At 34.6% G+C, this 19,844-nt stretch carries 24 protein-coding genes; 8 read left to right on the top strand and 16 right to left on the bottom strand.

The annotated features are described in order from the left end of the window. The first annotated feature begins 61 nt into the window (after window positions 1-61). The 8 genes from flxA to ACZZ9T_RS02440 all read left to right on the top strand — a co-directional run bounded on the left by flxA (window position 62) and on the right by ACZZ9T_RS02440 (window position 8,249). On the top strand, window positions 62-1,582 hold the full coding sequence (gene flxA / locus ACZZ9T_RS02475) for a flexirubin biosynthesis tyrosine ammonia-lyase FlxA (RefSeq protein WP_463440779.1): 1,521 nt from the start codon (window positions 62-64) through the stop codon (window positions 1,580-1,582). A 30-nt stretch (window positions 1,583-1,612) separates the two neighbouring features. After that, on the top strand, window positions 1,613-2,344 hold the full coding sequence (flxB, locus tag ACZZ9T_RS02470) for a flexirubin biosynthesis SDR family reductase FlxB (protein WP_463429826.1): 732 nt from the start codon (window positions 1,613-1,615) through the stop codon (window positions 2,342-2,344). Between the two features lie 44 nt (window positions 2,345-2,388). Beyond that, window positions 2,389-3,609 (top strand): beta-ketoacyl-[acyl-carrier-protein] synthase family protein, encoded by a 1,221-nt coding sequence (locus ACZZ9T_RS02465; protein WP_463440778.1) that lies wholly within the window; start codon window positions 2,389-2,391, stop codon window positions 3,607-3,609. A 4-nt stretch (window positions 3,610-3,613) separates the two neighbouring features. Further along, window positions 3,614-3,868 (top strand): acyl carrier protein, encoded by a 255-nt coding sequence (locus ACZZ9T_RS02460; protein ID WP_463429824.1) that lies wholly within the window; start codon window positions 3,614-3,616, stop codon window positions 3,866-3,868. Between the two features lie 90 nt (window positions 3,869-3,958). Then, entirely contained in the window at window positions 3,959-4,843 is an 885-nt protein-coding gene (locus tag ACZZ9T_RS02455; protein ID WP_463440777.1) for an LpxL/LpxP family acyltransferase, read from the top strand. Between the two features lie 230 nt (window positions 4,844-5,073). Further along, window positions 5,074-5,736, top strand: a complete 663-nt coding sequence (locus tag ACZZ9T_RS02450; RefSeq protein WP_463440776.1) for a phytoene desaturase family protein — start codon at window positions 5,074-5,076, stop codon at window positions 5,734-5,736. After that, window positions 5,708-6,610, top strand: coding sequence for a phytoene desaturase family protein (locus tag ACZZ9T_RS02445; protein ID WP_463440775.1), 903 nt, complete (start codon window positions 5,708-5,710; stop codon window positions 6,608-6,610). Before ACZZ9T_RS02450 ends, ACZZ9T_RS02445 begins: the two co-directional genes overlap by 29 nt. After that, window positions 6,600-8,249 carry a C45 family autoproteolytic acyltransferase/hydolase gene (locus ACZZ9T_RS02440; RefSeq protein WP_463440774.1) on the top strand — a complete coding sequence of 550 codons (1,650 nt, stop codon included), beginning with the start codon at window positions 6,600-6,602 and terminating at the stop codon, window positions 8,247-8,249. The genes ACZZ9T_RS02445 and ACZZ9T_RS02440 overlap by 11 nt, the downstream gene beginning before the upstream one ends. 25 nt (window positions 8,250-8,274) lie before the next feature. Here ACZZ9T_RS02440 and ACZZ9T_RS02435 read toward each other — a convergent pair whose 3' ends face one another. The 16 genes from ACZZ9T_RS02435 to ACZZ9T_RS02360 all read right to left on the bottom strand — a co-directional run bounded on the left by ACZZ9T_RS02435 (window position 8,275) and on the right by ACZZ9T_RS02360 (window position 19,797). Further along, window positions 8,275-9,447, bottom strand: coding sequence for a DUF2062 domain-containing protein (locus tag ACZZ9T_RS02435; protein WP_463440773.1), 1,173 nt, complete (start codon window positions 9,445-9,447; stop codon window positions 8,275-8,277). Next, window positions 9,447-9,932 carry a hypothetical protein gene (locus tag ACZZ9T_RS02430; RefSeq protein WP_463440772.1) on the bottom strand — a complete coding sequence of 162 codons (486 nt, stop codon included), beginning with the start codon at window positions 9,930-9,932 and terminating at the stop codon, window positions 9,447-9,449. Before ACZZ9T_RS02430 ends, ACZZ9T_RS02435 begins: the two co-directional genes overlap by 1 nt. Continuing rightward, window positions 9,929-10,303, bottom strand: coding sequence for a 3-hydroxyacyl-ACP dehydratase (locus ACZZ9T_RS02425; protein ID WP_463440771.1), 375 nt, complete (start codon window positions 10,301-10,303; stop codon window positions 9,929-9,931). Before ACZZ9T_RS02425 ends, ACZZ9T_RS02430 begins: the two co-directional genes overlap by 4 nt. 1 nt (window position 10,304) lies before the next feature. Then, window positions 10,305-10,940, bottom strand: coding sequence for a flexirubin biosynthesis protein LolB2 (lolB2, locus tag ACZZ9T_RS02420; protein ID WP_463440770.1), 636 nt, complete (start codon window positions 10,938-10,940; stop codon window positions 10,305-10,307). Next, window positions 10,906-11,532: a flexirubin biosynthesis/transport protein LolA2 gene (lolA2, locus tag ACZZ9T_RS02415; RefSeq protein WP_463440769.1), complete on the bottom strand. Its 627-nt coding sequence runs from the start codon at window positions 11,530-11,532 to the stop codon at window positions 10,906-10,908. The genes lolB2 and lolA2 overlap by 35 nt, the downstream gene beginning before the upstream one ends. Continuing rightward, complete coding sequence (locus ACZZ9T_RS02410) at window positions 11,525-12,280, bottom strand: polysaccharide deacetylase family protein (protein WP_463440768.1); 756 nt, start codon at window positions 12,278-12,280, stop codon at window positions 11,525-11,527. The genes lolA2 and ACZZ9T_RS02410 overlap by 8 nt, the downstream gene beginning before the upstream one ends. A 118-nt stretch (window positions 12,281-12,398) precedes the next feature. Then, a complete protein-coding gene (locus ACZZ9T_RS02405) occupies window positions 12,399-13,460 on the bottom strand; it encodes a beta-ketoacyl synthase N-terminal-like domain-containing protein (RefSeq protein ID WP_463440767.1) in 1,062 nt (353 codons plus the stop codon). Further along, window positions 13,460-14,656, bottom strand: a complete 1,197-nt coding sequence (locus ACZZ9T_RS02400; protein ID WP_463440766.1) for a beta-ketoacyl-[acyl-carrier-protein] synthase family protein — start codon at window positions 14,654-14,656, stop codon at window positions 13,460-13,462. Before ACZZ9T_RS02400 ends, ACZZ9T_RS02405 begins: the two co-directional genes overlap by 1 nt. Before the next feature lie 82 nt (window positions 14,657-14,738). Next, on the bottom strand, window positions 14,739-14,996 hold the full coding sequence (locus ACZZ9T_RS02395) for a phosphopantetheine-binding protein (RefSeq protein WP_463440765.1): 258 nt from the start codon (window positions 14,994-14,996) through the stop codon (window positions 14,739-14,741). A gap of 89 nt (window positions 14,997-15,085) precedes the next feature. Continuing rightward, complete coding sequence (locus ACZZ9T_RS02390) at window positions 15,086-15,625, bottom strand: 3-oxoacyl-ACP synthase (RefSeq protein ID WP_463440764.1); 540 nt, start codon at window positions 15,623-15,625, stop codon at window positions 15,086-15,088. 17 nt (window positions 15,626-15,642) lie between these two features. After that, window positions 15,643-15,927, bottom strand: a complete 285-nt coding sequence (locus ACZZ9T_RS02385; RefSeq protein WP_463440763.1) for a type II toxin-antitoxin system RelE/ParE family toxin — start codon at window positions 15,925-15,927, stop codon at window positions 15,643-15,645. Next, a complete protein-coding gene (locus ACZZ9T_RS02380) occupies window positions 15,924-16,163 on the bottom strand; it encodes an addiction module protein (RefSeq protein WP_463440762.1) in 240 nt (79 codons plus the stop codon). Before ACZZ9T_RS02380 ends, ACZZ9T_RS02385 begins: the two co-directional genes overlap by 4 nt. A 39-nt stretch (window positions 16,164-16,202) precedes the next feature. Then, window positions 16,203-17,336: a beta-ketoacyl synthase N-terminal-like domain-containing protein gene (locus ACZZ9T_RS02375; RefSeq protein WP_463440761.1), complete on the bottom strand. Its 1,134-nt coding sequence runs from the start codon at window positions 17,334-17,336 to the stop codon at window positions 16,203-16,205. Then, a complete protein-coding gene (locus tag ACZZ9T_RS02370; RefSeq protein WP_463440760.1) occupies window positions 17,333-17,755 on the bottom strand; it encodes an acyl-CoA thioesterase in 423 nt (140 codons plus the stop codon). The genes ACZZ9T_RS02375 and ACZZ9T_RS02370 overlap by 4 nt, the downstream gene beginning before the upstream one ends. Before the next feature lie 31 nt (window positions 17,756-17,786). Then, window positions 17,787-19,052 (bottom strand): ABC transporter permease, encoded by a 1,266-nt coding sequence (locus tag ACZZ9T_RS02365; RefSeq protein ID WP_463440759.1) that lies wholly within the window; start codon window positions 19,050-19,052, stop codon window positions 17,787-17,789. Continuing rightward, entirely contained in the window at window positions 19,042-19,797 is a 756-nt protein-coding gene (locus ACZZ9T_RS02360; RefSeq protein ID WP_463440758.1) for an ABC transporter ATP-binding protein, read from the bottom strand. Before ACZZ9T_RS02360 ends, ACZZ9T_RS02365 begins: the two co-directional genes overlap by 11 nt. Window positions 19,798-19,844 lie beyond the last annotated feature (47 nt).

The following is a 19,844-nucleotide window of genomic DNA, read 5'->3' as shown; positions in this document are numbered from 1 at the left end:
TGCGCAAAATTAGTGACAATTAATTATATTTTACAAAATTATATCTTATTACTTTTAATTGATGAAAATAAATAACTTTTTAGAACTGAAAGATTTTCAGCGAATTATTATTGAAAACGAAAGCATCGAATTAGACCAGTCACTTCTCCAGAGAGTGAATGAAAGTTTTTCGTTCCTTAAAGAATTTTCAAAAAATAAAGTAATTTATGGTGTGAATACCGGTTTCGGACCGATGGCTCAGTTCAAAATCAGTGATGAAGATACGCATCAGTTACAATATAATTTAATCAGAAGTCATTCTTCGGGTATAGGAAACCCGCTTCCGGCAGATGAGGTAAAAGCCTGCATGCTGGCAAGATTAAACACTTTGTCATTAGGGAACTCTGGAGTACATGAGTCTGTTGTTAATTTGCTTAAAGAATTAATAAACAGAGATATTACACCGTTGATTTTCGAGCACGGCGGAGTAGGAGCAAGTGGTGATTTAGTTCAGTTAGCCCATCTTGCCTTAGTTTTAATTGGTGAAGGCGAAGTTTTTTATCAAGGTGAAAGAACATCCACAAAAGAAGTTTTTGCAGCGGAAGGTTTAGAACCAATTCAGGTTGAAATCCGGGAAGGTTTAGCTTTGATGAACGGAACCTCTGTTATGTCTGGAATTGGCATTGTTAATGCTTACAAAGCCAATCAGTTAACTGAAATTTCATTAAAATTATCATGTGCCATTAATGAGATCGTTCAGGCATATGATGATCATTTTTCAGAAGTGCTGAACGGAACAAAACTTCATGCAGGACAGCAGAAAATTGCAGAGAAAATGCGTAGTCATTTATCTGACAGTAAATTAATCAGAAAAAGAGAAGACCACTTATACACTCACTTTGAGGAACAGGAAAAGGTTTTCACAGAAAAAGTTCAGGAATATTATTCGATAAGATGTGTTCCTCAGATTTTAGGACCCGTTCTGGATACTTTGGAATATACTGAGAAAGTTCTTGAAAATGAGATCAATTCAGCAAACGATAACCCAATTATTAATGTTGCAGATCAGCACGTTTATCACGGTGGAAATTTTCACGGTGATTATGTTTCTTTGGAAATGGATAAACTGAAGATTGTAGTAACAAAACTGACGATGTTGGCAGAAAGACAGTTGAATTATCTTTTGAATTCGAAAATCAACGAAATTTTGCCTCCTTTTGTAAATTTAGGTAAATTAGGCTTTAATTTTGGGATGCAGGGAGTTCAGTTTACTGCGACTTCTACTACTGCAGAAAGCCAGATGTTGTCTAATCCGATGTATATTCACAGTATTCCTAATAATAATGATAATCAGGATATTGTAAGCATGGGAACAAATGCTGCTGTGATTTGCAGAAAAGTAATTGAAAATGCCTTTGAAGTGTTGTCAATTGAAGCAATAACTGTTGTTCAGGCAATAGAATATTTAGGTTATCAGGATAAAGTTTCATCCAGCACGAAAGAATTATACGATGGTATCAGACAACTGATTCCGGTATTTTCTGACGACATGATTATGTATCCGTATTTGGAGAAAGTCAAAAAATATTTAAAAACTACATAACCATTTTTAAATTAAATAAAGACAAAACACATGAAATGTGCAATTATAACAGGCGGTTCCCGAGGAATTGGAAGAGCCATCTGTATAAAACTGGCAGAAGATAAGAATTATCATATTTTAATCAACTACACTTCCAACGAAGCTGCAGCAAAAGAAACTTTAGCGAAAGTTGAAGAATTAGGATCTACAGGTGAAATTCTTAAATTCGATGTAGGAAATGCTGAAGAAACTTTAAAAGTTTTAAATGAATGGCAGGAAAATAATCCAAAATCAATTGTTGAGGTCATCGTCAATAACGCAGGGATTACAAGAGACGGATTATTCATGTGGATGCCAAGTGAAGACTGGAACTCTGTGATTAACACGAGTTTAAATGGTTTTTATAATGTCACCAATTTCTTTATTCAGAAATTATTGAGAAACAAATACGGAAGAATCATCAATATGGTTTCAGTTTCCGGAGTGAAAGGAACGGCGGGACAAACCAATTATTCTGCGGCAAAAGGTGCATTAGTAGGAGCTACAAAAGCTTTGGCTCAAGAAGTTGCGAAAAGAAATATCACGGTAAATGCAGTTGCTCCGGGGTTTATCAAAACAGATATGACACAGGATTTTAATGAAGATGAACTGAAGTCAATGATTCCTGTAAATAGATTTGGTGAAGCCGAAGAAGTTGCAGATTTGGTTGCTTTTTTAGCGTCAAAAAAATCTTCTTACATTACCGGCGAAGTAATAAATATTAACGGAGGAATTTATTCATAAGCTTACTAAGTTTAATTTTAAACTTTTAACCTTGAATTTATAAAATGGAAAATAGGGTAGTCATTACCGGAATGGGAATTTATTCTTGCATCGGAACTTCTTTGGAAGAAGTGAAAGAATCCCTGTATGAAGGTAAATCCGGGATTGTTTTAGTCGATGAAAGAAAAGAATTTGGTTTCAGGTCGGGTCTTAGTGGAGTCGTTCCCAAACCGGATCTTAAAAACCTTCTCAACAGACGCCAACGTATAAGTATGGGCGAAGAAAGCGAATATGCTTATCTCGCAACACTTGATGCTCTAAAACAGGCAATGATTGATCAGGACTTTTTAGACCATAATGAAGTTGGAATTTTATACGGAAACGACAGTGTTTCTAAAGCGGTGGTTGAATCCATAGACATTGCAAGAGAAAAAAAAGATACCACTTTAATGGGTTCCGGGGCGATTTTCAAATCGATGAACTCCACCGTTACGATGAATCTTTCTACCATTTTTAAATTAAGAGGAATCAATTTAACGATAAGTGCGGCCTGTGCGAGTGGTTCTCATTCTTTAGGGCTGGCCTATATGATGATAAAAAATGGATTTCAGGAGATCATTCTTTGTGGTGGCGCTCAGGAAACCAATAAATATGCAATGGCGAGTTTTGATGGATTAGGGGTTTTTTCTGTAAGAGAAGATGAGCCTACAAAAGCTTCCCGGCCTTTTGATTCAGACAGAGACGGCTTGATTCCCAGTGGAGGAGCAGCCTCTTTAATTGTTGAAAGCTTAGAATCTGCACAGAAAAGAGGCGCAAATATCATTGCAGAAATTGTAGGTTACGGTTTTTCTTCAAACGGCGGACATATTTCTACACCGAATATTGACGGTCCGGCTTTAGCAATGAACCGGGCTTTAAAACAATCCGGTTTAGAAGTGAAAGATATTGATTATATCAATGCTCATGCAACTTCCACACCTTTAGGAGATACGAATGAGGCAAAAGCAATTCATGAGATTTTCGGAACCAGAGTTCCTGTCAGTTCTACAAAATCCATGACCGGACACGAATGTTGGATGGCAGGTGCAAGTGAAGTTATTTATTCTATTTTGATGATGCAAAATGATTTCATCGCTCCCAATATCAATTTAGAAAATCCCGATGAAGATGCTCAAAAGATAAATCTGATCGCTGAAACTAAAAATCAAAAAATTGACGTATTTTTGTCCAATTCTTTCGGATTCGGAGGAACAAATTCTGCATTAATCGTTAAAAAATTTGAGTAAAAAGATGGAAAGAGAAAAAATTGTTGCCATTGCTAATGATTTTTTAATCAATGAATTTGAGGTGGATGGTGATGAGATCAGCAATGACGCCCATTTCAAGAAGACTTTGGGTTTAGACAGTTTAGATTATATCGATTTGGTGGTGATCATCGAATCCAATTTTGGGGTGAAATTAGGAGAAGCAGATTTTAAAAACATCATCACCTTTGATGATTTCTATTCTGCAATCGAAGATAAAATCACTGAGAAAAACGCATAGTTATTGATTAAATATTTACTCCTTAATAATATAAGATGTATCAAAGTGAGCAGTTTACCAATGTTTATTGTACATTGTTAAATTAAAATTATGAACAAGTGGAAAGGCAAGTCTAAAGGTACAATCCTAGGTTATAAAATCTTCGTTTGGTGCATTAGAAATTTGGGGATCCGAAGTTCTTATTTTGTCCTTTATTTTGTGGCGACTTACTATTCACTTTTCGAAAAAAAAAGCAATCAGTACATTTCCTATTATTTTCAAAAAAGATTACACTATGATTATTGGAAGTCCAAAATTTCGATATTCAAAAGTTACTTCACATTCGGAACAGTCTTAATAGACAAAACTGCTATTTCCGCAGGATTAAGAGAAAAATACACCTACGAATTTGACGGAATCGAAAACCTAAGAAACCTTTTAGCTGAAAAAAAAGGAGGCGTTCTCATCAGCGCACATATCGGAAACTTTGAAATTGCCGAGCATTTTTTTGCAGATATAGATTTCGATTGCCAAATCAATTTAGTCACTACCGATCAGGAAGTTACCGTAATTAAAGAATATTTGGAAAGTGTTACTGTAAAACAGAGCAACATCAAATTCATCTACGTAAAAGACGATATGTCGCATATTTTCGACATTAATGAAGCTTTATCTAAAAACGAACTGATTTGTTTCACGGGCGACCGTTATTTCGAAGGCTCAAAATTTCTCGAGGCAGATTTGCTTGGAAAAACTGCGAAATTTCCTGCCGGTCCGTTTCTTATTGCTTCAAGATTGGGTGTTCCGGTCGTGTATGTTTATGTGATGAAAGAAAAAAACCTGCATTATCATTTGTACGCAAGAGTCGCTCAACAGGTCAAAAAACGCGATGCACAGGGACTTTTAAGTTCATACACTCAAAATCTTGAATCGATGATCAAAAGATATCCGTTGCAATGGTTCAATTACTTCGATTTTTGGGATGACATTGATTAGTTTTCAATAATTTTATGACAGCTTATTCCGTCTTCAGCCTCCAATCTTTTTTTGCTTAGCTTTCCAGCTAACAAAAGGTTTCCGATGAATGCAATTCATCGTTTTAAATTGCAAAGCAGTGAAATGCTGGTAAAAATATATAAAGCAAAGTGGAGAGGTGCGAAGCACCGAAATGTCGGTCTAATAAAAAAAGTGATGTGATTTTCACTTTAAAAACAAAACAATTGTAATTGAAAAAGGAATACGACATATTGGTTATCGGTAGCGGATTGGGAGGACTTGTCTCAGCTTTGATTTTAGCGAAAGAAGGCTTTGAAGTCTGTGTTCTTGAAAAAAACAATCAGTATGGCGGAAACTTGCAGACATTTTCCAGAGATAAACTGATTTTCGATACCGGCGTTCATTATCTTGGCGGACTGTCAAAAGGGCAAAATCTCCATCAGTTTTTTTCTTATTTAGGAATTATCAATGATCTTGAACTTCAGAAAATGGATGAAAACGGTTATGACAAAATCACTTTTGATCATGATGAAACCGAATATCCTCACGCTCAAGGCTATGATAATTTTGTAAAAAAACTTTCAGAATATTTTCCTGATGAAAAAGAAAATCTGGAAAATTATTGTGAAGAAATTCAACGTGTTTGTAACTGTTTCCCGAGATATAATGTGGTCGGGAAAAACAATTACAGCGAGGAAATTTTGCACCTTAATACCAAAAGATTCATAGAATCAATTACTTCAAACGAAAAACTTCAGGCAGTTTTATTAGGTTCAAATTTTCTGTACGGAGGAGATTCTGAAAATACACCATTTTATGTTCATGCTTTGACGGTCAATTCTTACATTCAAAGTGCTTATAAATGTGCAAGAGGCGGAAGCCAGATTTTCTAAACTGCTCCTCAAAAAGTTACGGGAATATGGTGCGGATGTTCATAAACATTCTGAAGTTTCAGAATTTGTTTTTGGTGAAAACAATACATTAACTTCTGTTAAAACAAAAGCAGGAAAAGAATATTTTGCCAGACAGTTTATTTCAAATATAGAAATCCGTTCCGTAATTAAATTGATTGGTGAAAAAAGACTAAAGAAATCATTTCTCAATAGAATTCAAAGCTGGAAACCGATTTCTTCGTGCTTCAGTGTATATTTGGTTTTAAAACCGAATGTTATTTCAAATTTTAATCATAATATCTACCACTTTTCCTCTAAAGATTTAGTTTGGAATTCCTATCGTTATCGAAAAGAAAACTGGCCGGAAACATATATGCTTTCATCCACACCTTCAAAACAACATCCTGTATTTGCTGAAAGCCTTACCGCAATTTCTTATATGGATTTTGAAGAGGTCAAAGAATGGGAAAATACGTTCAACACAATAGCAAATCAAAAGAAAAGAGATGAGTTGTATGAAAAATTTAAACTTGAAAAAGCTGAAAAAATGATTCAGGCTTTGGAAAAGAAAATTCCAAATCTGAGAGAATCTATAAAGAATACGTATACGTCATCACCTTTGTCTTACCGCGATTATATTGGTAGTTTTGAAGGAAATATGTACGGATACATTAAAAGTTCTGAAAACCCTCTAAAAACAATGGTTTCACCACGCATGAAAATTGAAAACCTTTTCCTTACCGGACAGTCCGTCAACTTGCACGGAATTTTAGGCTGTACCATTGGTGCATTCAATACCTGCGCTGAAATTATAGGTAAAGAAGTAATTGATAAACGCTTAACTGAATTTTTAAATCAAACAGATGAAAATTAGGGGTTACGTTTATTTGCTTTTTATTTTAAGTCTCACTTCCTGTGGGGTTTCTAAATCTGTAAAACATATTCCTGGTGTAAAACAGTATGCTTTGGAAGTTCCTGAAGTCAATAAAATCAACGACTCTACTTTCATCTTTAATCATAATTATTTAACCAAAAATCATCATCAGATCTGGGAATTGTATATTAAGGGAAATCCCTTGCAGTTAGGTTATAACAATGGAGCACTCACTCAAAATTTAATGCAGAAACAGGAAGAGATTTTCTTTTCAAAAGTGGAAGGTTTTGTTCCTTCAAAATTTAAACAAAATCTTTTGCGTGGTTTTCTGAAATGGTACAACCGGAAAATGTATCTGAATGTGAGAGAAGACTTCCAGGCTGAATTATTCGGATTATCTCAATATTCATCAGATAGGTATAATTTTATTGCTCCCAAATTCCAAAGGAATATGTATCTGCACGGCGCTCACGATATTGGTCATGCAATGCAGGATTTGATGGTGGTTGGCTGTACTTCTCTCGCCGTATGGAATGAGAATACTGAAGACGGTAATTTGCTGATAGGGAGAAATTTTGATTTTTCTGTCGGAGAAGAATTTGCTAAAAACAAATTAATTGAGTTTGTAGAACCCGAAAACGGAATTCCTTATATGTCTGTAAGCTGGCCGGGAATGATTGGCGTAGTTTCCGGAATGAATAAAGAAGGAATTACAGTTACGATCAATGCAGGAAAATCTAAAATTCCGTTGACGGCGAAGACACCAATTTCTTTGGTTACAAGAGAGATTTTGCAATTTGCCAAAAATATTGATGAAGCAGTAGCAATTGCTAAAAAACGAAAGGTTTTTGTATCTGAATCTATACTTGTAGGTAGCGCAAAAGATAAAAAAGCAGTGATTATTGAAGTTTCACCTAAGAATTTCGGTGTACATGATGTGCTTAATTCAAACAAAATTTTTTGTACCAATCATTTTCAGTCTGATGCTTACAAAAACGATAAAAGAAATCAAAAACACATTGCAGAAAGCCATTCTGAATATCGCTACCAAAAGCTTGAAGAATTGTTGCAGGAAAATCCTAAAATGAATCCTGAGAAATTGGTTGCTGTTTTAAGAGACAAATCCGGATTGAAAGACAAAAATATTGGTTTTGGAAATGAGAAAGCGATCAATCAGCTTTTAGCACATCACGCTGTAGTTTTTTCGCCTGAGAAAAGATTGGTTTGGGTATCGTCAGATCCTTATCAGCTGGGCGAATTTGTCTGTTACGATTTAAATAAAATTTTCTCTGAAAACAGATTTCAAAATAACGAACTGGCTACTTCAGAACTCAATATCGCAAAAGATGATTTTACAGATTCTCAAGAGTTTAATAATTATGAAGAATTCAAAAAACTTGGTTCTCAATTTGAAGATGAGAACACATTACTTTCAGAAGAATTTATCAACCATTATCAGTCTTTGAATCCTGATTTTTGGCTGGTTTATTATCAATCGGGAAAATATTATTTCCGTCAAAAAAATTATCAGAAAGCAAAAATTGAATTTAAAAAAGCTTTAACTAAGGAAGTCACCACAATTCCGGATAAAGAAAATATTGAGAAGTATCTAAGAAAAACTTTAAAAAAATTAAAGTGATTTTAGTAAAATCACAACGCATTAATTAAGTATTCTCCGGACGCACTTTATTCAAAAATAAAAACGTGGATAATCCTGCAATAAAAGACATTGAGGTTGCTAAGATCATGCTTCCGATAAAATATTGAAGAAAATTATTTTTCACCAGATCAAAATTTAATTCCCGACTAAAAACATTGCTGTCTCCAGCAATAAAAGGCGATCCTAAAAAAAGTGAAGCAGCAATAATAAAAGGGATGAATGGTGGTAAACTCACGTTCGATGCAACGAAAGCCAGAACCTTATTCAACTTGAAAAGAACCGACAAAGAAATCACAAGCAACGTATGGAATCCCCAAAATGGTGAAAAGCCAACAAAAACTCCGAGCGCAATTGAAAATGCTTTGGTTCTGTTGTCTCCGTCACTTTCCAATACATCTTCTTTGATGAATTGTTTAAAACTTTTCTTTCTGAAATTATGGATGAAATTTCTTGGAATGATATACACTAAAGCTATAATTACCAAAATAGTATTCAGAATACTGATTCTCGTAAAATCTTTAAATGGTCTGAAATGTGAAACCCTTTCCGCAGGATCGTAAAGTACTTTTATAGGAACATTTTTTACAGGAATGCTTTTCCAGGCAGTTCTTACAATAATTTCTATTTCAAACTCGAATTTTTGAGTAAAATATTTCTTCGGAATCTTATTTAACGGATAAAGCCTGTAACCGGATTGCGTATCTTCCAGTTTGATTCCCGTTTCAAACCAAAACCAGAAATTAGAAAATCGATTTCCAAAGCTGCTTTTTTTCGGAATTCCCTCTTGCGACATGTTTCGGTTTCCGATGAGCAAAACATCTTCACCTTCGCTCATCAGAGCTTCTACAAAAACGGGAATGTCGTCGGGATAATGTTGCCCATCAGAATCTATGGTTATTGCATAGTCAAAACGCAATTCTTTCGCTTTTCTGAAGCCTGTCTTCAAACCGTTTCCTTTCCCCTTGTTTTCAGGTAAATTGAGAGTGGTAAGTTGAGGATAATTTTTTAAAATTTCTGAAGTAGAATCTGTAGAACCGTCATTCACAATGATAATGTTTTCAGTGTATTCCAAAACGCCGTCAATCACTCTTTTCAGAGTTTTATGATTGTTGTAGGTAGGAATTAAAACGCAGATTTTCTTTTGGATAATTGCATTTCTCACTTCAGAAAGTATCATTATTTTAATGAATTTTTTTCAGTTGCGGTCATTGTTTTAGACTGCATAGCAAATTTTCTGATATATGTTTTTAAAGCTGCGTTCTGTTTACCATAATTATTGAGGATAAAAGTCTTGTCAGCTTTTAGATTTGAATTATAGCCCACAATTTTAGGAATATTTTCCTGAACGCTCATCCGGATAAGTCTCAATTCTACATTATTCGGATTGTTTTTTATAACGCTCTCAAGACTGGTAGCTCCTGATTTTACAAAAGATTTTCTTTTGTTTTTCTCTGTGGTCACTTTAGCCTCAAGAATATCTGCAGCAGCTTTGTAAGCAGAAATTACAGGATCAGAGGAAGATTTCTTATCTGCCAGTTGAATAAAATTTTTAGCACCGTCTACAGATTGATTTGCTTTAGAATATGAATTTCTCAAGGCTTCGATGTCGCCACTTTGAAAAAGAAAAAATAAACCAGCTAGGAATGAAAGTAAGAGTTTCATATTTTAGTATAATTAACTGACATCTTCAATGCAATAGTCTCGCCAAATGAAGTGGTACTTTTTACTTTTATCTCATTTTCACCTTCATTAATGTCTAATTGCATGATTAATTCCGGTGTTTCAAAAGGATTAATGATGGCCATAAACTTTACATTAGAAGCCGATTTTAGGAAAAGTTTTCTGCCTGAAAATTCTTCCGTCAGTTCTTTTACGATCTGCATCATGCAAACTCCAGGTGTAACAGGATTTCCGGGAAAATGACCCTTAAAAATCTCGTGGTCTTTGTTAAGTCTTATGTTTGCTGTAAAACTTCCGTTTTCTGCTTTGTCGTAGCTTTCTAAAGTATAAAAATCTGTAAGTATGGTTTGCATTTTATTCTGTTTCGGTTATTTGAAAGAGTTGAATGTTAATCTTAAAATCTTTGTGCTTAAGATGAATGGTCTCTGCAAAAGTAGGTTTTTTGGCAACAAAAGTAAAATCGATTTTCTCCTTATTCTTATTCGTGTAAATGATCTGATCTAATAAACCATTTTCTTTGTTGAAGTATAAATAGTATTTTTTCTTATCAAGATTTGCCAGATAGATCTTAGAATCATTATTTTCAAAAGTTTCAGCTACAGAATATTTTTGTCTCAACAACTCCTGGAAATCATTTCGTAAAAAATTAATAATCATTTTTTTGTCTAAATCTGCCAAAACATAATTGAGCTTAAAATCATTTTCAGAAATTTCAAAATCGATCATTTTGTTGCCGAAATCTGAAGTCATCACAACTCTGTGCGTGATTTCGGAGATTTTTTTAATGATTAAAATTCCGCTGATGTGATTTTTATAAATATCCATTTGGCATTTATACACATAATCTTCTTTTGATGAAAAATACACATTTTCAACTGTTTTTTCAGAATTCGAAACCGATTTTATATCTTCCAGCTGATAGGTTGTACATGAAACAATCAGCAGAAAAACTAAACTACAAAGAAAACTCGGAAGCAGGAATCGGCGCATTGATTTTGGTGTTTTTAAAAGCAATATTTGTGGTATCTCCAGAAGCTTCCGTCATATTCACTTGTGAAACTGTTGATTGATTTTTAGGAAAATGAAGTTCTATTTGCTTAATGTATTTCAGTAATTGAGCTGATTTTGGAGTAAATTTAGCAATATTCGAAGTTGAATTTTTTAAATAAACGACAGAGAATTCAGGATCGCTGAACATCTTTCCGTTTGAACTTCCTACAATTAATTTGTTGATTTTTTCAAAGGTTTTACTTTTTGCATCGACAGAAGATTTTTTCCCTTGGTCATTGATGAGAATTTTATTTTCCTTAAAAATAATACTGTACTGATACGGTTTTGTGTATTTCCAGCTCAGCGTATTTGGAGATTTCAAAGACATTTTACCCTGCGTGACAATGTTTTTATCCAGGAAATCCATTTTTTTGGTTTGAACGAAATCACTTTGTAAAGTTTTGATGTTCTTACTTTCGGATGAGATTTTATTGACAAAAATTTTTGATTCTGCAGCTGTCATTGCTATATTTTGAGCAAAAACTAAACTTGAAATTAATATAAATGCTGCAAGAGCTATATTTTTAATCATTATTTTTAGATTTAATTATTGTATCAATAGTGAAAGTCGAATATTTTTCACGCTCCAAAAATAACAATAATTCAACCAAAACATTGTAGGTTTTCTCCGAAGTGTCGTGAAGCAGAATAATGCTTCCTTTTTTTAAACTTTTCGTTACTTTCTTAAAAATTTTCTTTTCATCCTGAATGATTGTATCCAGCGAACGAACATTCCAGCCGATGCTTATTTTCTGAGTTTTCCTGATGGCTTTCGCAATATTCGGATTGGTGACACCGAAAGGTGGTCGGTATAAATTGGTGCTGATATTCCCGATTTTTCGAATTACTTCATCACATTTATCAATTTCTTCAGTCATTTTTGAAGTGGATAAAAATCCGGTGTTATTGGAATGTGAAAAAGTATGATTTCCAACCGAATGACCTTCTGCAATGATTCTCTGAAATGTTTCGGGATGTTTTTCTATCTGTTTTCCGATGCAGAAAAACGTTGCCTTGATATTGTTTTCTTTTAATAAATCTAAAAATTTCGGTGTAAATTCTGTCGGTCCATCATCGAATGTCAGAGCGACTTCTTTAATTTTTGTTTTTTTACGAGTAAGATTGTTGACAAAATATCCTAATTGAACATCAAATGAACCCCAAATTACAACTGCTGAAAATAAGATTAAGCAAAAGATGTACACCCAAATCGTTGCTTGAAATAAGTAAATTAAAAGGTTCAAGAAAAGATAAAAGATTATAAATGGATGGTGTTTCATCTTTATTGTTTTTGGATTAAAACCTCAAAGGTCTTTTTGTCATTCCGTAGGAATCTAAACAATCTATGCAGAGATCCTACGGAATGACAAACTTACTTTTAAATATTACTCAGAGTTATTAAGCCCTTTCCAACAAAACCAAGCTATGGTCGTTTCCTCTCAAATGATTGTATAAAAGAATATTTTTGATATTTTCTTTCTTCACTTCATTCATCATCATTACTTCCGGAATCTCCTGATTTTTAAGAATATGGCAAGCCATAAATGTCGAAAAACCACTTGCTGTATTAAATTCGCCACTCAAATGTTTGTAATATAATAAAGAAGAATTTTGAAATAATTCGGAAGCGTTTTTATAATAAACATCAGATTCTGAATCTCCGCTGAAACCTAAAATCACAGCGTCTATATCTTGATTGGTTACATTATTTTTCGCTAAAAAAATCTCAATGAATTTTTGAGTTTCATCTAATTCTAACCTGTTAACAATCTGAATATCTATCAGTTGAGCATACGAACTTTCAGTTTTTTCTTTTCCTAAAACAAAAAAGCTCGAACCTTCGCCCCAAATCACCCCTTCAGTTTTTGAATTCAGATAATCAGCAGGAAGATTTTCTTCTTTCTTAATGGAATTATTCAGATTGTACAATTCCATTGTTCTTTCGGTTTGCTCGTCTGTAGAACCCACCAAAGCAGTTGAAGCTTCGCCATCTTTGATTTGAAGTTGAGCATCCAACATAGAAAACTCCAGCGATGAAGAAGGGTTTACATAGGTGAAATTATATCCATGACATTGCAATCTCAAAGCAATTTGTCCTGAAACCGTATTGTGTGTTGACTGAATGAAAAACGTTGGTGTCAAAAATTCTTCATTGTTTTCCAGTACATTTTTAAGGAATTTTTCCGAATCCTGAGAACAGCCCATTCCGGTTCCTACGATGATGGAGTCAGGTTTTTCAATTCCTGCTTCATGCAATGCTTTTGTGGAAGCAACTGAACTCATTTTTACAGTTTTAGACATTCTTCTGCTCATTGCAGGCGGAATGAATTCTTTGTAATTGGGTTCAATGGCATTTAAAACCTGAACGGAATTTTCGGGTTTTAAAGTATCGAAGAAATTTTCGTTCAAAGTGTCCTGAACCGATATACAGGCTGCACTATGGATATAAACTGCACTCATTATTTAGAAAAAATTAAAGTTGAACAGTTTCCTCCAAACCCAAATGAGTTGGAAAGTACGTGACTGATATTTTTCTCTTTCAGTTCGGTAACCGGTGTCAGATCAAATTCTTCCATTTTGGTTTTAAAATTTAAATTTGGGAAAATCAGATTGTTCTGCATTGCTAAAATTGAGTAAACTGCCTCAATTCCCGCTGCCGCTGCCAAAGTATGACCCGTAAACGCTTTTGTAGAACTGAATTCCGGAACTTGGTTTTCACCAAAAATCCTGATCATTGCAATGCCTTCCGATAAATCATTATTTGGCGTTGCCGTTCCGTGAACGTTGATGTAATCGATGTTTTCTTTATCTAAACCTGACACTTTCAAAGCTTTTTCCATGGCTAAATAAGCACCTTGTCCGTTTTCTGATGAAGCAGTTTGATGATGCGCATCATTGGCATTTCCGTAGCCGGAAAGATAAGCGAGCACTTTTTTATTTTCTTTTTTCACAACCTCGTCAGATTCCAAAACGAGGAAAGCGGCTGCTTCACCCAGATTGAGACCTTTTCTGTCGTTGTCAAAAGGAGTGTTGTAAGAATCCGTTAAAATCATTAGCGTATTAAAACCGTTCAAAGTAAATTTTGAAAGAGAATCTGTTCCACCGACAATCACTCTGTCAAGAACGCCATTTTTAATCAGTTTTGCACCTATCATAATGGCATTGGCTGCAGAAGAACAGGCGGTGCTGATGGTAGAAACCATTCCTTTTAACTCAAGAAATTCGGCAATTGCTAATGATGAGCTTCCGGCATCATGTGAATCGATATATTTTTGCTTTTCAGGAAAATCTTCGTAGGCGTAGAAATATTTTTCGGTAATATCCATTCCGCCTACACTTGTAGAGGAAATGAGCCCGGTTCTGTATTCATTAATATCCGAAATTGCGGCACTTTCTACAGCTTCTTTTGCTGCAACCATTCCTAATAAAACGGTTCTTGTAGCGTTATTATCTCCATTAAGCTGAAGTTTCTGCACAAGTTCTTCATTAGATAATTTTATTTCGCCTGTTTTAATGTTTCCGGCGTGGCGTGTTTCAAACATTTCAATATCTGAAATACCGTGTTTACCAGTTGTCAGCGAAACGAAATTTTCCGCAACATTGTTACCAATGGCGGAAATGATGCCCATTCCTGTGATAGCAATTTTTTGACTCATCTTTTACAAATGTAACAATGTATCAATGTAACAGTTTACCAATTATTGCTAGACTGTTACATTGTCAGATTGGTAAATTAATTTATTTTGTTCTGTTTTCTTCGATGTATTTTGCCATAACCTCAATAGACTGGAAAATTTCTTTTCCTTTTTTCGGGTCGGCAAGTTTGATTCCGTAGTCTTTGTCAAGAAGAACAATTAATTCCAAAGCATCAATAGAATCCAATCCAAGACCGCCGCCGAATAACGGATCTGCATCTTTAATTTCTTCTATTGCAACATCTTCAAGATTAAGAACGTCTATAATTTTGTTTTTTAATTCTAATTTTAAATCTTCCATTTTTCAAAAATTTACCAATGTATTGATGTACCAGTTTACCAATTAAACTGAATCGTATTGTTACATTGTTATAATGTTATATTGTTAAATTACGCAGTTAGCAAATATACAAAAGTTGTATAACTTTCCTGATATAGTTCGACCCAGCCGCATAAGACTTTTTCAGCCTTACCAGATTGGAGAATCTGCTTTGCGTATAAGTTTAAAAAATCTTCATCAAATTCATCCAAAACAAAAAAAGCATTTTCGGTCTGCATTTTATGTTTAATGCTGATCTCACCGACACAGATGTTTGGTAAAGTGTATACAAAAACAGCAGGACTCGGGAAATAATTGTCTTGAGAATTAATACTTTCCTGATATTTAAAATCAGTGTCGAGACTTGAGGATTTGTTAGCGAAAACCAATGCAGTTTTGCTGTGGTCGTCGTTTTTCAGAATCATTTCTGAGGCGAGAAATGCCAGTTTGCTCAGATTATCCATTTTATGAAATTTAGGATAATTCAGTTCTAAACTTTTATAAGCTTCTTTAGCGAAATCTGAGAAATTTTCGGTTGGGCTTTCAAAAATAATTTGTTCGTTGACGATTATTTTTGAACTTTCTATGGTGCAAATATCTGTTTTCTTCATTGAGTTTTTCAAAAAGTTTAAGGCTTTCTTATTGGGTTTTGATGAGTGTTGAAAACAGAGAGTACAATGATTTTGGAATCAATAATGTCGAAAACAATGAGGTATTGAAACTTGTGAATATAAGCTTCTCTGTAATTTTTTTTAAGCTGAAAATGTTTTGGATTGTTTAGAATTCTTTGTAAATACTTGTCCAGATGTTTCATGAATTTCTCTCCCAAACCTTCTTGTGCGTCTTCATAATATATGTACGCTTCCAGAATTTCCAGACTTGCCTCTTCCTGTAAAATTAATTCATAGGTCATTTCAAAGCAGATTTTGCTTTTTCTTTGACTTCTTCCCAAGTGTAAGATTTGCTTTCTCCGCTTAAGTATTTTTCTCGTCTTTCGTTTATTTCATCATAATGCCAATCAGGAATTGTCGGATAATAGTTTTCCTGTTCCTCAACATCTATAATTCCATTGATAATACGCAGAATTCTTTCATCTGCAATATCAACAAATTCGTGAATTCTTTTTCTGATTTCTAAAGGAGATTCCATTTCCTAAAACTTTAATTCTATCAAAATTACAAAATTATTTTATGCTTTTTCCAAAACTATCGCTGCATTACACCCACCAAAACCGGAAGCGGTTTTCAAAATATACTTAATTTCCGCTGACTGATTTTTTTTAATGATATTCAAATCCTGAGAAACGCCCATTTCTTTAAAATTTTTAGATGGAATTAAAGTACTGTTCAAGGCAGATTCCATTGAAATAATACTTTCCAGAAGTCCGGAAGCGCCCAGACAATGACCGTAATAGCCTTTCATACTGTTCAGCGGAACATTCTGAAGATCCATTCTGTTGAAAGCGATGGCTTCCATTTCGTCGTTATAAATAGTTGCCGTTCCGTGAGCGGAAATAAAATCGATTTGCTCTGCTGAAACTTTCGCTTCTTTCATTGCATTCTGAATGCTGGCAAACAATCCGTCACCCGTTCTCGACGGTCCGGAAATGTGATTCGCATCGTTAATTGCTGAATCTCCTAAAATTTTAAACTTGAACTTCTCGCTTTCTGACGGAGTAGAAGTGATGTAGGCTGCCGCCGTCGCTTCACCCAGATTAATTCCGTTGCGGGTTTTGTCGTAAGGTTTACAAGGTTCCGGAGCAATCGCCTGAAAAGAATTGAAACCGGAAATCACAAACTCTGAAATCTCATCTCCGGCAACCACGAAAGCATTTTTATACTTTCCTGCCTGAATCATATTTTTTGCCACAGAAATCGCCATTACGCCGGAAACACAGGCGTTGGAAACCACAATCGGCTTGGTTTTAAATTCGAAAAAATCAGCAATTTTTTGAGCTAAATTCGAAAGATAAACACCTTCCGGTAAAGTAGTTTCATTTTTTAATAAACTGATATTTCCTTTTGTCGTTGAGAGAATAAAAGCAGTTTCATCTGAGATCTGATGTCTTTCCACTAAAGGTTTCAGGCTCAGCAAAAACATTTTTTCAAGTCTTGTGAAATTCTGATTATTGAAGTTTTTATTAAATTCTTCTTCCAGTTTTTCAGAATCAATTTTAGAAATATAAAAAGCTTCCTTATTATCTGTGACTTTATGCAAAGCCACGCCGGATTTTCCTTTCAGAAGGGCTTTCCAATTTGATTCAACATCAAAACCCAAAGGTGTGATGCAGTGATAATCGGTAATGTAAATTTCCTTCATCATAATCCCATTTTATCTTTCCAGGCCTGAAAAAACTCTGGATTGTACAGACATAAATTATTATCGGAATCCAAAAAAACCTGAATGGTTTCTCCGCTACAAACCAACTGATTGTTTTGATTGAAAATCTCGTATTTATAAATCAATTTCGCCGAAACAGAATTTACGAAAGTTGTTACGATATTGAAGGTTTCACCATATTTCAAGGGAAGAAAATGTTCGCAGGTACTTTTCACAATCGGCGTTACAAATCCTGCCTTCTGAATGTCGAGATACGTCAAACCGTGCTGTCTTCCGAAAGCTTCTCTTCCGTCTTCAAAATACACGATATAATGTCCGTGCCAAACAATTCCCAGCGGATCTGTCTCGTTGAATCTTACACGTATTTCCTCGGTACAACTTAACGTTTCTTTCGACTGCATATTTCTTTCAGATTAATTTAATTAAAAACAATTAAATGCTGTGGAGTTTTCTTTCATAAATTAAAGAAATACTTACCATCAACACGTAAAATAAAAACAGAAAGCAAAGTTCAGGTGCTATTTCAGCAATGCCGCTGTTTCTCAAAATGATATCGTAATAGGCATTCAAACCCCAATTCATTGGTGATAAATTGGCAATTTTCTGCATAAATTCAGGCATCAGAAAAACAGGAACCCAGATTCCGCCAATTGCCGCTAAAACTACAACGGAAGTTGCACCAAACGGTGCAGATTGCTCCTGCGTTTCTGCTAAAGTTCCAAGCAATACGCCAAATCCGATGGCTGCCAAACCTGCAAAAACCGTCACGATAATCATTGGGAATAATTTGCCGGCAACTTCAAACTGTGGCAAATCCATATACGGGAAAAGGTAAACGCCAACCGCAACCATCAATAGAAATTGGATGACGCAGATGATGAGATAGGTAAATGTTTTTCCTAAAATATGAATGTAATAGGGTGTAGGACTCACACGAACTCTCACGCTCGTTCCCTGGCTTTTTTCTTTTACCAAATTAATAGAAAGCGGAACCACAATAAAGAAAATTGCAAACAATGCCCAAGCCGGAACGTTGTGCTGTACAGAATTAGGAAGAATTTCTTTTTTGTCTTTTATGGGCGAAATTTCTTTAAAACTGATAAGGTTTTTGCTTTCCTCCAGGCTGTCATCCGTTCCCAATTGGTCCTGAAAAGATTTGTATATTTTTTTATTTTCTATTTGAAAAACCATTTTGCTCACCGCATTCATTACAGAGTTTTTGAAACTCATATTGGTTGCAGGATCAAAATACAAATGAATATCTTTTGCTTTTACAGATACTGGTTTTGCTGATGTAGAATCTGTTTCCAATCCAAAAGAGCTCACGATCGTCTGAACTTTAGAATCAATATTAGAATTCAAATCTTTCGTTAAATTTTCCGGAATAACGATTGCCATTTGATAATCGCCTGTGAAAACGGCTTTCTCGGCATCTTTTTCGTTTAAATCAGTAATAAGTTCAAAAGTTTTGCTGCCTTCCAATTCAGACTTTATACTTTTAGAAATCTCTGATCGGTCATTGTCTACAAAAAGAATCGGAATTTTTGTTCCTTCCAGATTTTTAAAGGTAGAATCCTGAATTAAGGTGATGGTAATAATCAACAGTAATGGCATCAGGAAAATAATAACAATTCCGCCGGAATCTCTCTTCAGCAAAAGAATTTCTTTGATAAAACTTCTCCACAATTTATACAACATCTCTCAATTCTTTTCCTGTTAATGATATGAAAACTTCTTCCAGATTTTTCGCATTGTTTACCTGAGCAATCAATTCTGCCGGTGTTCCGCTTGCATGGATCTTTCCGTGGTCGATGATTGATATTTTTGTACAAAAGTCCTCCGCTTCGGAAAGGTGGTGCGAAGTGTAAATGATACACGTTCCTCTTTTATTTAAATCTAAAAGGTAATCAATAATGGCTTTTTTAGACTGAACATCAACGCCAACCGTCGGTTCGTCCAGAAACAAAACTTTCGGGTTGTGAAGTGTTCCTGCGATGAGGTTGCAGCGGCGTTTCATTCCGCCGGAAAACTGATCGACTTTTTTATTGGCAAATTTGGTTAAGCCCATTAATTCTAGTGCTTCATCGATGGCTTTGTGAAGATAAGCATGTTTCAAACCATACAAACTTCCGAAAAATAAAAGATTTTCTTTAGCCGTCAAAGTAGGATAAAGTGCATATTCCTGTGGAACTACACCGATAAGTTGTTTGATTTTTGTGCCATTTTTTTGAGGCGACAGACCATTGATCTTATAACTTCCCGACGTTGGTTTAATTAAACCTGAAAGCATAGAAATCAAGGTGGTTTTACCCGCTCCGTTGGGACCGAGAATTCCGTAGATTTCGTTTTTATCGATGTTCAAAGAAATATCATTAACGGAAAACTCTTCCGAATTTTTGTATTTCTTGTAAAGATTATTAATTTCGATGATGAAATTTGACATTCAATATTTTATATATTTAATAAATAGAAAAACTATACTTTAAACCT

This window comes from Chryseobacterium sp. AC417, assembly GCF_979258215.1.
Note: the sequence above shows the minus strand (reverse complement) of the source record. Positions and strands in the feature narration are given on the sequence as shown.

Coding starts and splice junctions, on each gene's coding strand:
- ACZZ9T_RS02455 (WP_463440777.1), top strand. CDS start 3,959: ATGAACAAGTGGAAAGGCAAGTCTAAAGGTACAATCCTAGGTTATAAA.
- ACZZ9T_RS02375 (WP_463440761.1), bottom strand. CDS start 17,336: ATGATGAAGGAAATTTACATTACCGATTATCACTGCATCACACCTTTG.
- flxB (WP_463429826.1), top strand. CDS start 1,613: ATGAAATGTGCAATTATAACAGGCGGTTCCCGAGGAATTGGAAGAGCC.
- ACZZ9T_RS02405 (WP_463440767.1), bottom strand. CDS start 13,460: ATGAGTGCAGTTTATATCCATAGTGCAGCCTGTATATCGGTTCAGGAC.
- lolB2 (WP_463440770.1), bottom strand. CDS start 10,940: ATGCGCCGATTCCTGCTTCCGAGTTTTCTTTGTAGTTTAGTTTTTCTG.
- ACZZ9T_RS02465 (WP_463440778.1), top strand. CDS start 2,389: ATGGAAAATAGGGTAGTCATTACCGGAATGGGAATTTATTCTTGCATC.
- ACZZ9T_RS02365 (WP_463440759.1), bottom strand. CDS start 19,052: ATGTTGTATAAATTGTGGAGAAGTTTTATCAAAGAAATTCTTTTGCTG.
- flxA (WP_463440779.1), top strand. CDS start 62: ATGAAAATAAATAACTTTTTAGAACTGAAAGATTTTCAGCGAATTATT.
- ACZZ9T_RS02440 (WP_463440774.1), top strand. CDS start 6,600: ATGAAAATTAGGGGTTACGTTTATTTGCTTTTTATTTTAAGTCTCACT.
- ACZZ9T_RS02425 (WP_463440771.1), bottom strand. CDS start 10,303: ATGCAAACCATACTTACAGATTTTTATACTTTAGAAAGCTACGACAAA.
- ACZZ9T_RS02410 (WP_463440768.1), bottom strand. CDS start 12,280: ATGAAACACCATCCATTTATAATCTTTTATCTTTTCTTGAACCTTTTA.
- ACZZ9T_RS02360 (WP_463440758.1), bottom strand. CDS start 19,797: ATGTCAAATTTCATCATCGAAATTAATAATCTTTACAAGAAATACAAA.
- ACZZ9T_RS02460 (WP_463429824.1), top strand. CDS start 3,614: ATGGAAAGAGAAAAAATTGTTGCCATTGCTAATGATTTTTTAATCAAT.
- ACZZ9T_RS02430 (WP_463440772.1), bottom strand. CDS start 9,932: ATGAAACTCTTACTTTCATTCCTAGCTGGTTTATTTTTTCTTTTTCAA.
- lolA2 (WP_463440769.1), bottom strand. CDS start 11,532: ATGATTAAAAATATAGCTCTTGCAGCATTTATATTAATTTCAAGTTTA.
- ACZZ9T_RS02435 (WP_463440773.1), bottom strand. CDS start 9,447: ATGATACTTTCTGAAGTGAGAAATGCAATTATCCAAAAGAAAATCTGC.
- ACZZ9T_RS02380 (WP_463440762.1), bottom strand. CDS start 16,163: ATGGAATCTCCTTTAGAAATCAGAAAAAGAATTCACGAATTTGTTGAT.
- ACZZ9T_RS02400 (WP_463440766.1), bottom strand. CDS start 14,656: ATGAGTCAAAAAATTGCTATCACAGGAATGGGCATCATTTCCGCCATT.
- ACZZ9T_RS02395 (WP_463440765.1), bottom strand. CDS start 14,996: ATGGAAGATTTAAAATTAGAATTAAAAAACAAAATTATAGACGTTCTT.
- ACZZ9T_RS02385 (WP_463440763.1), bottom strand. CDS start 15,927: ATGACCTATGAATTAATTTTACAGGAAGAGGCAAGTCTGGAAATTCTG.
- ACZZ9T_RS02370 (WP_463440760.1), bottom strand. CDS start 17,755: ATGCAGTCGAAAGAAACGTTAAGTTGTACCGAGGAAATACGTGTAAGA.
- ACZZ9T_RS02390 (WP_463440764.1), bottom strand. CDS start 15,625: ATGAAGAAAACAGATATTTGCACCATAGAAAGTTCAAAAATAATCGTC.